This window comes from Streptomyces sp. KL116D (assembly GCF_030766975.1).
Lineage (GTDB): Bacteria > Actinomycetota > Actinomycetes > Streptomycetales > Streptomycetaceae > Streptomyces > Streptomyces longispororuber_A.
On record NZ_JASERH010000057.1, the window covers coordinates 126,735 to 139,009 of the forward strand.

At 71.5% G+C, this 12,275-nt stretch carries 10 protein-coding genes and 1 pseudogene; 4 read left to right on the forward strand and 7 right to left on the reverse strand.

The window, feature by feature from the left end; translation table 11 throughout:
- Window positions 1-42 precede the first annotated feature (42 nt).
- A pseudogene (locus RBJ77_RS22685) lies at window positions 43-204 on the forward strand (Bax inhibitor-1/YccA family protein); the annotation flags it as partial.
- 110 nt (window positions 205-314) lie between these two features.
- Here RBJ77_RS22685 and RBJ77_RS22690 read toward each other — a convergent pair.
- Window positions 315-1,592, reverse strand: a complete 1,278-nt coding sequence (locus RBJ77_RS22690) for a PAS domain-containing protein (protein ID WP_372346695.1) — start codon at window positions 1,590-1,592, stop codon at window positions 315-317.
- A 417-nt stretch (window positions 1,593-2,009) separates the two neighbouring features.
- Between RBJ77_RS22690 and RBJ77_RS22695 the strand changes: the two genes are divergently transcribed.
- Window positions 2,010-3,272, forward strand: a complete 1,263-nt coding sequence (locus RBJ77_RS22695) for a cytochrome P450 (protein ID WP_372346696.1) — start codon at window positions 2,010-2,012, stop codon at window positions 3,270-3,272.
- A gap of 82 nt (window positions 3,273-3,354) precedes the next feature.
- Here RBJ77_RS22695 and RBJ77_RS22700 read toward each other — a convergent pair whose 3' ends face one another.
- The 4 genes from RBJ77_RS22700 to RBJ77_RS22715 all read right to left on the reverse strand — a co-directional run bounded on the left by RBJ77_RS22700 (window position 3,355) and on the right by RBJ77_RS22715 (window position 7,276).
- Window positions 3,355-3,948: a DUF308 domain-containing protein gene (locus RBJ77_RS22700; protein WP_372346697.1), complete on the reverse strand. Its 594-nt coding sequence runs from the start codon at window positions 3,946-3,948 to the stop codon at window positions 3,355-3,357.
- A gap of 43 nt (window positions 3,949-3,991) precedes the next feature.
- Window positions 3,992-5,632: a tannase/feruloyl esterase family alpha/beta hydrolase gene (locus RBJ77_RS22705; RefSeq protein WP_372346698.1), complete on the reverse strand. Its 1,641-nt coding sequence runs from the start codon at window positions 5,630-5,632 to the stop codon at window positions 3,992-3,994.
- Between the two features lie 272 nt (window positions 5,633-5,904).
- Window positions 5,905-6,603 carry a cytochrome b/b6 domain-containing protein gene (locus tag RBJ77_RS22710; protein ID WP_372346699.1) on the reverse strand — a complete coding sequence of 233 codons (699 nt, stop codon included), beginning with the start codon at window positions 6,601-6,603 and terminating at the stop codon, window positions 5,905-5,907.
- Window positions 6,551-7,276 (reverse strand): molybdopterin-dependent oxidoreductase, encoded by a 726-nt coding sequence (locus tag RBJ77_RS22715; RefSeq protein WP_372346700.1) that lies wholly within the window; start codon window positions 7,274-7,276, stop codon window positions 6,551-6,553. The genes RBJ77_RS22710 and RBJ77_RS22715 overlap by 53 nt, the downstream gene beginning before the upstream one ends.
- Window positions 7,277-7,731: 455 nt before the next feature.
- Here RBJ77_RS22715 and abc-f point away from each other — a divergent pair, with 455 nt between their 5' ends.
- Together abc-f and RBJ77_RS22725 are read left to right on the forward strand one after the other, a co-directional pair.
- Complete coding sequence (gene abc-f / locus RBJ77_RS22720) at window positions 7,732-9,366, forward strand: ribosomal protection-like ABC-F family protein (protein ID WP_372346701.1); 1,635 nt, start codon at window positions 7,732-7,734, stop codon at window positions 9,364-9,366.
- A gap of 240 nt (window positions 9,367-9,606) precedes the next feature.
- On the forward strand, window positions 9,607-10,173 hold the full coding sequence (locus tag RBJ77_RS22725; RefSeq protein ID WP_372346702.1) for a hypothetical protein: 567 nt from the start codon (window positions 9,607-9,609) through the stop codon (window positions 10,171-10,173).
- Between the two features lie 59 nt (window positions 10,174-10,232).
- On the opposite strand, the gene RBJ77_RS22730 is transcribed toward RBJ77_RS22725, so the two are convergent.
- Window positions 10,233-11,669 (reverse strand): NAD(P)/FAD-dependent oxidoreductase, encoded by a 1,437-nt coding sequence (locus tag RBJ77_RS22730; protein WP_372346703.1) that lies wholly within the window; start codon window positions 11,667-11,669, stop codon window positions 10,233-10,235.
- A gap of 73 nt (window positions 11,670-11,742) precedes the next feature.
- On the reverse strand, window positions 11,743-12,189 hold the full coding sequence (locus RBJ77_RS22735) for a VOC family protein (RefSeq protein ID WP_372346704.1): 447 nt from the start codon (window positions 12,187-12,189) through the stop codon (window positions 11,743-11,745).
- Between the last annotated feature and the right edge of the window lie 86 nt (window positions 12,190-12,275).

A 12,275-nucleotide genomic window follows, 5' to 3' on the forward strand; every position in this document is an offset into this window, starting at 1 on the left:
CACGGTGGGACAGGCCGCAGGTTCCCGCTACAGGCGCCCGACGTCGCCATGGGCGCGGCCCTCATCGCCTTCGGCCTGTCGGCGGCGCAGGTGTTCAGGCGGACGCCGACCCCGGCCCTGATCCTCGGCTACGCGGCGTTCGAGGGCGTGTTCCTCGGCGTGCTCTCCAGCACGGTGTCGACGTACCTCTCCCCGGGCGTGGTCGGGCCCTCGACCTGATTGAAGTCCATGGCGAGCGGTGACCCGGCAGGCGGGACGCCCACCCGGCCGGCTCGCTGAGGACAGGCGTCCCGTCCGGCTTCGCGGTCGCTCTCTCAGAAGGGCGCCTCGGGCGGGCGTCGGACGAGGACTTCGCGGGCGCAGTCGGCGAGGGTCATCGCCTTGGCCCGGGCCGTGGTGCGCAGCCAGGCGAGGGCGTCGTGCGTGCTGATCTGCTGGGCGACGGCGAGGATGCCGACGGCGGTGTTGATGTCGTCCTGATCTGCGGTGGCCCTGATCTCCTCGCCGATCTCGCCTTCCAGGTCGGCAAGCAGCACAGTCGTCGCGATCTGTGCGAATGCCTCCGCGTCGTCGGGCGGCTTCACGGGCCCGTCGCCGCGGTGGTAGAGGGTGAGAGTGCCCAGGGGCGCGGTGGCGGTGCACAAGGGGTAGGCGAAGGCGGCACCGACGCCGATGCGGCACGCGGCCTCCGTGAACAGCGGCCAGGCGGAGGCGGGTTGGTCCAGCCGGGGCACCAGAACGGGCCGGCCGGTGGCGAACGCGGTCAGCGACGGGCCGCTGCCGGTGATCCACTGGAGTTCCTCGGCCTGCTGCCCCCACGCGGACGTGACGGCGAGCTGCACGTTCTGTGATCCACTGCTGTGCAGGGTGATCACGGCGGCGTCGGCGCCGGCCAGCTCTCGTACCGCGCAGTCGCCCACCGCGGCGGCGCAGCCGCCACCGGAGCGGCCCTGGCCGACGGCGTGGACGATGCTGTGCCACAGGGCGTCCCGCCGGGCCAGAGCGGCTGCCGACACGCCGTCGTCACCCACGCCCGCGCCGGGCAAGTCACCCGGTACCGCCCGCCCGGGCGCCCGGGCGGCGCGCTGGTGGAAGGCGAGGGCCAGCATCGCGCGGCGCAGCGAGGCGGTTGGCTGCCGCGCCCCGTCCCACGCCCCGCTGCCACCGGCGTGGCGCAACGACTGGTACACCGCGGTGATGTCCTCGACGTGATGCAGGGCGCCCACGATGCGGCCGTCCGCATCGGTCAACGGGGAGTTGACAGGGCTCCAGGCCTTGACGCGGAAGATTTCGGGGGCGTGGAGATCGGGGATGTCGTAACGCTGGATCCCCATGTCGTCGGATGTGCCGTGGCGTAGCACCCGCTCCAGCGACGCCGTGAGGTTGCGCACGCCGCTCGCCCCTGGATCGTCGGGGTTGTCGGGGAACGCGTCGAAGATGAACGCGCCGACCAGCTCCTCGCGCGAGCGGCCGGTGGCACGCAGGTAGGCCGGGTTGACGCCGCGGATGTAGAAGTCCGTGTCGAGCACCAGATACGGCGCCGTGGTCACCTTGAACAACGGACTCTCGATCGTGGCCCGCAGCACCTTCACCGGCACTCACCTCCCGGCATCGGCTGAAGACGGTCGTTCCAAAGCCTAGCCACCCGAACCGGACGGCAGCGGCCGTATGCGACACGTCCAGATTCTGCTCTTTCGCAGGCCGCCGCGCCATATCCGCGTGGTGGAGGCCGATGGACGCGTGACCGCTCAAGTCGTGGGCGGGTGGGGGCAGTACCGATGGACACGGGCAGGCCTCAGCCCGCCGGTCTGCGGTGTACCGCCCCCGTCCGCTGCCGCCGCGACCCTCACTTGTCACCCCAGACTCACCAACTGAAATGGCGTCTCAGCGAATCGGGGCTCAACTGCCGCAGGGGCACGTCCGTGCGCGGGCGGGGCGGGTGAACCTTCGGCTGATCCGGCACGTTGTCAGGACGACCGCCGAGTCTGACGAGAGGTTTGGGATATTTCGTGAGCCCCCACCAGGACGCACCGGACCAGGACGCACCGGACCAGGACTCCCCGTACCGGGACGGCCGGGTGGTCATCGATGCCGCCTTCAAGGCCGACGCCCCGGCCCGCTACGCCCGGTTGCGCGGGCTCGGCCCCATCCATCCGGCCGAGTTCCACCTCGGCCTGCGGGGCTGGGTGGTGGTCGGACACGACCTGGCCCGGGAGGCGCTGGCCCATCCCGCGCTGCTCAAGGACGCCACGCCCGCCGCCGACGCGCTGGCCGCCGCGGGCTACGTACTGAACCGGCCCTCGGTCGGGCTCGGCGCCCAGATGATGGAGGCCGACCCGCCCGAGCACACCCGGCTGCGCCGGCTGGCCTCCGCGGCCTTCACCCCGCGCCGCACCGCCGAACTGGCCCCGCGCATCGAGCAGATCGCCCACGGTCTGATCGACGCGCTGCCGCCCGCGGGCGAGACCGACCTCGTGGAGGCGTTCAACGCCCCGCTGCCGGCCACGGTCATCGCCGAGCTCCTCGGCATTCCCGAGGAGCACCACCTGGACTTCCGCCGCTGGTCGTCCCAGGCGCTCCAGGTGGCCTCGCCGGAACACCGCACGGCGCTGGCCGGGCTGCACGCGCTGCTGGCCGGCCTGGTCGCGGACAAGCGCCGCGTCCCCCGGGACGACCTGCTGTCGGCGCTGGTCGCCGTACGCGACGAGGAGGACGGCCGGCTCACCGAGGAGGAACTCGTGGGCACGGCGCTGATGTTGGTCGTCGCCGGCCACGAGAGCAGCGTGAACCTGCTGGGCAACGCCGTGCTGTCCCTGCTCCAACACCCCGATCAGCTACGGCTGTTGCGCGAGCGGCCCGAACTGATGCCGGGCGCGGTGGAGGAGTTCCTGCGGCACGACACCTCCGTCGAACGCTCCACCAACCGCTACGCGGCCGAGGACATCGAACTGGGCGGGGTGGCGATTCCGCGCGGCGGCATGGTCGTCGTCGCGCTCGGTGCGGCCGGCCGTGACGCCCCGCAGGCCGGCGGCGGCGACCCGGCCGTGCTCGACGTGGCCAGGCAGGGCGCCCGTCACCTGGCCTTCGGGCACGGCATCCATTACTGCCTGGGCGCCCCGCTCGCCCGCCTGGAGGCCACCGTCGCCCTGCGCACGCTGCTCGCCCGTGTCCCCGAACTCGAACTCGCCGTGCCCGTGGGCTCGTTGGAGTGGATCGGCTCCGGCATCATCCGCGGGGTGCTGTCCCTGCCGGTGCGCTACCGCGTCGCCTGACCTGCGCCCACGAACGACGAGAACGCTCCGGCCCGCGCCTCGAAGGCGCGGGCGGGAGCGTTCGTCTGTGCGGGTACGCCCGTCAGACGGTCCGCGTCCGCAGCTGGCGCGACTTCCAGCCCAGCAGCAGGGCCTGGAGGATGAACCACACGCCGCCGCCGGTGGCGTACACCGACAGGACGTCGAGCGAGGGGTGGTCGCCCGCGGCCTGGATGTTGTAGGTGATGCCGACGAGGAAGGACAGGCCGCCCGAGATCAGGGTCGGCCACTGCTTGCCGTACTCGGGTCCGCGCCGCCGCCATCCGACGATCACCTGGGCGGCACCGGAGACCACGGCCCAGACGCCGAACACGTGGAGCACCGGTGCCACGCCACCGGCGCCAGCGATGCCGAGCGCGACGGCGGCCAGCGTGCTGAGCACACCGTTGAACGCGGTGACGCGGCGCTCGGCGCCGTCGGGGGTGGCGCGGTAGTCGAGCAGCGAGGACACCGCGTCGATCAGCGGGTAGACGACCAGCAGCGTGACGGCCGGCGCGTCGACGTCCTCGTGGACCGCGGCGAACGCCAGGGCCCATGCCACGGCGAGGACGCCGCGGCTCAGGTACAGCTTCACCAGGGAGGAACGTTCGTCCGCGGCCGCCTGGCCGGTCGTCGGGGTCGCCGTCTGGGTGCTCATGTCGGTTCGGCCTTTCTCAGGTCAGGGGTTGTCGTCGGCCCGGTCAGTGCCGGGTGGGGGCGACGCAGCGGAAGCTGGTGGCGAGGGACGGGTCGCCCTGGCCCTTGTAGCGGGACACCGCGGGGTAGGCGCACAGGTCACGGTCGACCTTCTCGCCGGCGGTGTTGACCAGGGTGGCGGGCAGGGTCTTGGGCGCCTTGCCGTGCTCGACCCAGGCGGTCAGCGCGGCGAGGCCGTCGGTGGAGCCGTCCTGGCCGTTGAGGCCGCAGTGGCTGGTGTTCGGGGCGAGGAAGAGCCGGTAGAAGTCGTCGACCCGCTTGGCACCGCCGAGTTCACGCTCGACCTGCTGGTGGTAGCGCACGGTGCCCTGGGCTGGGATGTACTCGTCGGTGTCGCCCTGCCAGGTCAGCAGCTTGCCGCCGGAGGCGCGGAAGTCCGACAGGTCCGGGTCGTCGGTGCCGATGACCTTGTCGTACTCGGCCTGGGACTGCCGGAACAGCTGGGTGAACTCGCTGTAGGTGATCTTCGTGAGGTCGAAGGTCGGGTCCTTCTTCAGGAAGAGCTGGACCCAGAGGGCGGGGACCGGGAAGGGCTGACCCTTGACGACGCCGTCGGCGGGGTCCGGCGCGGAGTGCGCGAGGCCCTTCAGGTCGGCGCCGACCGGGACGCCTGCCCACAGCTTCTGGCCCGCGGTGGTGCGGGGGCCGTCCCAGATCTTGCGGACCACGGCCGCGTCGGCCGCCGTGATGGTGCGTTGCTCGCCGTCGCAGTCGACCTTGGTGCCGATCAGCCGGCGCGGGTCGAAGTCGCAGCGCGAGGAGTCGTTGACCAGACCGTCGCGCACCCCGTCGAGCTTGTCGCAGGCCTTGACGGCGGCGTCGGTGAACGCGTTCAGCTCGCAGTCGGTCGGATAGGTCTTCTCGTTGTTCATGACCACCTGCGGCCACAGGGTGGCGACCTCGAACTCGTCCCAGTTGACGGCGGGCGCGTCCGCGAGGATGCCGTCGTAGTCGTCGGGGTACGCCTGGGCCTCCATGTAGCCCTGGCGTCCGCCGGTGGAGCAGCCGGTGAAGTACGAGTAGGCGGCGCGCTTGCCGTAGACGCCGTTCACGACCGCCTTGCCGACGGCCGCCGCCTCGTGCTGGGAGCGGGAGGCGAAGTTCTTCAGCGCCGAACTGTTGACCTGGTTCTTGCTGTTGAGGACCCAGCTGGTGTCCAGGACGTCGCCGACGCCGGCGTCCGTGGTGGTCACCGCGTAACCGTTCTTGACCGCGGTGCCCAGGCCGACACCGTTGTCGCCGGCGCTGTAGGCGCTGCCGCCGATCGCCTGGAAACGGCCGTTCCACTTCTCCAGGGGCAGCCACGTCTGGACCTTGGCGTGGTCGTTCTCTCCCGGATGGGTGAGCGTGACCGTCACCTGGCAGAAGGCCGGGACGTCCGAGACCTCGCCGCCGAGGAGTCCGGTGCCGTGGACGGTGCCGCCGGCCTGGCGGACCGCGGTCACCGACTCCACGGCGGTGCCCGCCGGAGCCTTCACGGACGGCGCCGCGCAGGCGGCGGCCGTGGCGGTGGCGGCCGTGGCGGTGGCGGTGTTCCCGGCCTCGTCCGCCGATGCGGTCGGCAGGTACACCGCCGCCGCGACCAGCGGCACACCTGCCGCGAGTGCCGTCAGAGCCTTCTTCATCAGTGTCCATCCAAGAGGTAGGTGTGCGCCGGTGGCGCCGATACATGTGCACGCCGGACGGCATGCCGAGAACATACGAGGACCGTATCACCGTTTTAAGTGGTGACGGTAGGGGGCGGGGGGTCCTGACGGGAAACCTGGTGGGAACCCGGAGGGAACCCGGCGTCCGGACGGGCCCGGTGTCGCTGCCCGACACCCAGCCTGTCCGTGAACCCCCGGCGGAACAACAGTCAGTTGACGGCCCCCGCACGGGACTTGGGGGGACGCGACACCTAGGTCATTCGACGGTCGTCCGTGCCCGCCGGTGTCTTCGCGCGCTCCTCGCCCAGCCACTTCGCGTGGTGCCGCCGCGCCCAGGACCTGCTCACATACCCGGTACGCATGCCGAGCAGGGCCTCCGGGTCCTGGCGGGCCTTGCGCATGTGTCCGAGGACGACGACGGTGATCGCCCAGGCCAGGAGGTCGTGGACGAAGATCGCGCTGGTGCGGGAGATGAAGGGCAGCAGCCCCATGAACCACATCAGCAGGCCGGTGAACATCATCATCAGCACGGCGCCGGCGATCCAGCCCGCGTAGAGCTTCTGTCCCGCGTTGAACTTGCCGGCCGGTCGTGCCGCGTAGGAGGTCTGCCGTCTGCGGACGGCGCGCAGCCACTGCCGGTCGTACGCGGCGAAGCGGTTGATCCGGCGCAGGTCCTGGCGGAAGGCGCGGGAGCCGAGTCCCAGCAGGAAGGGCAGGGGCAGCAGGATGCCGGACCACTCGTGGAGCGTGACCATCAGGTGCCGCCGGCCGACGAGTTGGGCCAGCGGTCCGAGGTAGAGACAGGCGGCGGTGACCAGGCACACCAGCATCAGGTATCCGGTGGTCCGGTGGATCCAGCGCTCGGCGGTGCTGAACCGGCGGACCCTGTCGGCCGGTTCAGGCCGCATCGCCGTGCCGGTCGGCGCCGTCGAGCCAGCCGTCGACCGCATAACCGCGCTCCTCCCAGTAGCCGGGGACGACCTTGTCGGTGACCGAGATGCCGGACAGCCACTTGGCCGACTTGTAGAAGTACATGGGGGCCACGTAGAGGCGGACCGGGCCGCCGTGTGCGTGGGTGATGGGCTTGTCCTGCATGTTCAGCGCGATCAGGACGTCGGAGCGGCGGGCCTGTTCCAGGGTGAGGCTCTCGCTGTAGGCGCCGTCGAAGCAGGTGAAGCGGATCGCCGCGCCCGGGTCGCGCACCCCGGCGTCGTCCAGGATGTCCGCCAGTTTCACCCCGTCGAAGGGTGTCTTCTCCACCCGCCAGCCGTCGGTGCAGACGACGTCGTGCACGACCCGGGTCTGCGGCATCGCGCGCAGCTGGTCGAGGGTGTAGCTCCTGGGCTTGTCCACGAGGCCGGTGATCCGCAGCCGGTAGTTCGTCTCGTCCTTGTGCGGTACCGAGCCGACGACGCTGTAGTACCGGAAGCCGCCCGGGTTGGGCAGCAGGCCGGTCGCGCCGGTGGGGTCGAGCTGGGAGGCGGCGCCGAGGAACCCTTCCCAGCCGCGCTGGAGGTACGGCGCCGCCGCGAGTCCCGCGGCCCCGGCGGCGAGCACGCCCAGCATCGCGCGCCGCCCCACCGGTGCGCCCTCGGCGGCTTCCCGTTCCGGCTTCTCTGCCATGGTCAGTGCTCCTTCGGAGGGGTGACGGTCCGGTGCGTGCACGACACGCCGCACGGTCAGCACACCGCACGTATCAACGTCACCTGTTAAAGAGGTTATGATGGTGGCATGACGTTCGAGTGGCTGTCAACGGCGCCGCCGCGGGGCGCGGCGGCGCACACATCAAACATATGCCGGAAGAGTCATACGTGTGATGCTGGACCACCCGACGTGTTCCATGCCGGACCGGGGCACGTCTCTCCCGGCTGTTACGCTGTGGAGGACATCGACCGTTCATCGAGGAGTCACAGACGTGGTGGGTGAAGACGACATCTCCGGGTGAGACCCGGTTTTGGCGGCCATCGGCAGGCGCTCAGCAGCGCCGCTGACATGGCTCGTCCTGTCGTACCCCTTTTCCCATGTCTTCCCAGGGCAGAGCTCTGTCTGCTGCCCGCGCACCTGTCGAGGTCATCTCCATGTCCAACGCCTCTGTCGTCTGCTCGAACGTCTCCTTCGCCTGGCCCGACGACACCCCGGTCTTCCACGACCTGTCCTTCAACGTGGCACCCGGCCGCACGGGTCTCGTCGCACCGAACGGCTCCGGCAAGAGCACGCTGCTCAAGCTGATCGCCGGCGAACTCAGGCCCACCACCGGCTCGGTGTCCGTCGGCGGCACCCTCGGCTACCTCCCGCAGAGCCTCCCGCTGACCGGCGATCTCACGGTCGCCGAGGTGCTCGGCGTCGACGCGGTGATCCGCGCCATCGACGCCGTGGAGTCCGGCGACGTCGCCGAGGAGCACTTCACCACCATCGGCGACGACTGGGACATCGAGGAGCGCACCCGCGCCCAGCTCGACCGCCTGGGCCTGGCCGACCTCACCCTGGACCGCAGCCTCGGCACGCTCAGCGGGGGCCAGGTCGTCTCCCTCGGCCTCGCCGCCCAGCTGCTCAGGCGCCCCGACGTCCTGCTGCTCGACGAGCCCACCAACAACCTCGACCTGGAGGCCCGGCACCGGCTCTACGACGTGCTCTCCGACTTCTCCGGCTGCCTGCTGCTGGTCAGCCACGACCGCGCGCTGCTCGACCGGATGGAACGCATCGCCGAGCTCGGCAGTGACGAACTGCGCCTGTACGGCGGCAACTTCAGCGAGTACGAGGAGGCCGTGCGGGCCGAGCAGGAGGTCGCCGAGAAGAACGTCCGCAACGCGGAGCAGGAACTCAAGCGCGAGAAGCGGGAGTTGCAGCAGGCCCGGGAGCGCGCCGAGCGCCGGGCGAGCAACGCCGCCAAGAACCTCAAGAACGCCGGTCTGCCCAAGATCTTCGCCGGCAACATGAAGCGCGGCGCGCAGGAGGCCGCGGGCAAGTCCGGCACGATGCACGCCTCCCGGGTCAGCGAGGCCAAGGCCCGGCTCGACGAGGCCGGACGTGCCCTGCGCGACGAGCAGCGGCTCACGCTCGAACTGCCCGACACCCAGGTGCCCGCCGGGCGCAACCTCTTCCTCGGCGAGGCCCTGCAGGTGCGCCTCGGCGACCGGGACGTGTTCGCCGCGGACGGGGTCGACCTGTCCGTACGGGGCCCCGAGCGCATCGCGCTGATCGGGCCCAACGGCGCGGGGAAGACCACACTCATGCGTCTGATCACCGGTGAACTCGCCCCCGACGGCGGGGAGATCAAGCGGGGCGCCGGCCGGATCGCCTATCTCTCACAGCGACTCGACCTGCTGGACCTCGACCGCACCGTCGCGGAGAACTTCGCCGCGTTCGCCCCCGAGCGGCCCGCCTCGGAGCGGATGAACCTGCTCGCCCGCTTCCTCTTCCGGGGCGCGCGGGCGCACCTCCCGGTCAGGGTGCTCTCCGGCGGTGAACGGCTGCGCGCCACCCTGGCCTGCGTGCTGTGCGCCGAACCGGCCCCGCAGCTGCTGCTGCTCGACGAGCCCACCAACAACCTCGACCTGGTCAGCGCGGCCCAGCTGGAGAGCGCGCTCAATTCCTACCAGGGCGCCTTCATGGTGGTCAGCCACGACGAGCGGTTCCTCCGCGAGATCGGTGTGGACCGGTGGCTGCGCCTGGCCGGCGGAAAGCTCACGGAGGCGGCGGCACCGGCCGTGTGATCCGCGGGCGCCGGCCCGCGCTGCGTGCAGCGACACATGCCAGAGGAGTCGCCGTACGTGTGTCGCGGGTTTCTCGCGGCGTCCCGTGGACATATTCCCCCTCGTACAAACGCACATCTGCGCCTATCGTGAAGAGCGAACATGCCGGACGGGCCGTCGGGCACCCGACACTTATCTGCGCGGGGGCCTCGACGTGGGTACCATGCGCGAACACGATCCATATCGAGGGAGTGAACGGTTGTGACCAGCCAGTCAGCCGCCGCGCTCCGATCGCGGTACGTCGAGCAAGCCGCGTCGGACCTGGAGGAGAACCGCCGCCTGCAGCAGGAGCTGCAGGAGCGGCTCTCGATGCTGAAGCAGGAGGAGGCCCTCCTGGGAGACATCATCAGCCTCGCCGAGCGGTACGAGGGTTTCACCGACGCGTCCCGGCTGCCCGAGCAGCTGCAGGACGAGCGTGGCGCGGCGAAGCCGAAGCGCGCGGCGGCCGGGGCGGGTTCACGGCGTACGGCGCCGGCGAAGAGCTCGTCGGCGGGCACCCGGGCGAAGGGGGGCGCGGAGGGGAAGCCGCGTCCGGTCCTGCTCGGCGACCTGCTCACGAAGCTGCTCGGCGCGTACGACGAGCCGCGCCTGGCGAAGGAGCTGCGGGACGAGCTGCTGACGAAGTATCCGGACCGCAACCCCACGCCGCAGGTGGTGCGCAACACGCTGGAGTCGCTCGTCGCCAAGGGACGCATCCGGCGGCACAAGCAGCAGCGCTCCGTCATGTACACCCTGGTGAAGCAGGACGGGGCCGGCGGCTCCGACTGACACACCGATGACGTGCCGCGAAGCGGGCCCGGTTCACCACACGTGGGAACGCGCGGTGGTCACAGGTCCCGCCTCGTCTCCAGCAGGCGCAGCCACACCTCGCTCAGCGTGGGGAAGGCGGGCACGGCGTGCCACAGGCGATCGACGGGCACTTCGCCGGTGATCGCGACGGTGGCGGAGTACAGCAGCTCGGCGACTCCCGGACCGGCGAAGGTGGCACCGACGACGACCTGCCGGTCCCGGTCGATCAGGATCCGGGCCCGGCCCCGGTAGTCGGGCCGGTACTGCACGGCGCCCGCCAGTTGCCCGAGCTCGTGGTCGATCACTTCGACGTCGCGGCCCGCGCGTTCGGCGGCCTCGACGGTCAGTCCCACGGTGGCGACTTCGGGATCGGTGAACACGACCGCCGGCACGGCCTCGGTGTCGGCCGTCGCGCTGTGCGGGGCCCAGCGGCCGGTGTGCGGCGGCGCTCCCGCGGCGCGGGCGGCGATCACGGCACCGGCGACACGTGCCTGGTACTTGCCCTGATGGGTGAAGAGCGCCCGCTGGTTGACGTCCCCGACGGCATACAGCCAGTCCCCCGGCACCGCTGGGACGGTGAGGGTGTCGTCGGTGGTGATCCAGTCCCCCGGCGTCAGCCCGACGTGGTCGAGCCCGATGTCCTGCGAGCGCGGGGCCCGGCCCGTGGCGAAGAGGATCTCGTCGGCGCCGAGCTGCCCGCCGTCCGACAGCGTGGCCCGCACGTCGCCGCCCACCCGGCGCACACCGTCGACCGAGGTCCCGAAGCGGACGTCCGCCCCCGCCTCCCGCAGGCGCTCGGTGACCAGCTCCCCCGCGAACGGCTCCATCCTGGGCAGCAACCGGTCCCCGCGGGCGAGCAGCGTGACCCGGCTGCCCAGGGCCTGCCAGGCGGTGGCCATCTCGACGCCGACCACGCCGGCCCCGACGATCAGCAGACGCTCCGGCGCCCGCTGTGCGCTGGTCGCTTCCCGGCTGGTCCAGGGCCGCACCTCCTCGATGCCCGGCAGCGGGGGGAGCACCGCCCGGCTGCCGGTGCACACGGCGACGGCGTGCCGGGCGCGCAGCCGGATCGTGTCGCCCGTGGGGGTCTCGACCGTCACCTCGCGTTCCCCGGCCAGCCGTCCGTGGCCGCGCAGCAGCTCGATGCCGGCCGACGCGAGCCAGGCGACCTGGCCGTCGTCCTGCCAGTCGGCGGACATGCGGTCGCGGTGCGCCAGGACGGCCTCGACGTCGAGCGGCCCCTTCACCGCGGGGGCGAGGCCCGGGACGTGCGCGGCGTCGGCCCTCAGCAGGGCGGGTCGCAGCAGGGCCTTGCTGGGTTCGCAGGCCCAGTACGAGCATTCGCCGCCGACGAGTTCGCTCTCCACGACGACGGTGTGCAGGCCGGCTGCGGTGGTGCGGTCCGCGACGTTCTCGCCGACCGGGCCTGCGCCGATCACGATGACGTCATAGGTGCGGGTGGGGTCGGTGGCCATGGTGTCCTTCGGTGCGCGGGCGGAGTGGTCGGGTTCGGGGTTCGAGGGGCTCGGGTTCGGGGTTCGGGGACGGTCAGCGGCCGGGGGCCCGCTCGGTGACTTCCTGGAGGAACCACTCGTTGCCGTCGAGGTCCTTGAAGGCGGCGAAGGTGCCGTAGCTGGCGCGCTCGGGGTGCACGCCCAGGACGCGGTGGGTGTCGCCGGCGTGGTGGAAGGCGCCGGTCGCGTCGCGGAACGGGCCGACGACCTCGACGCCGCGGGAGGTCAGCTCCTCCTGGGCCCCGATGATGTCGGCGACGGTCAGCTGCAGGCCGTGGAGCGTGCCCGGCTCCTGCTGGGTGAGGCCCTTGCCGAAGATGACCGAGCACTCGGATCCCGGCGGGGTGACCTGCACGATCCGGTAGCCGTCGTCGATCGGGAAGTCGGCGTCCAGGCGCCAGCCGAGGTCCTCCACGTAGAAGCCCTTGGCGCGGTCCACGTCGGAGACGGGCAGGATGACGACTTCGAGCTTCATGTCCATGAGGTGGTCTCGCTCTCTGCGGTTCCGGGGCGGGTCCGGATGCGGGTCCGGGCGCGGGTGGTTGATGCGGGGTGATGGGTGCGGGT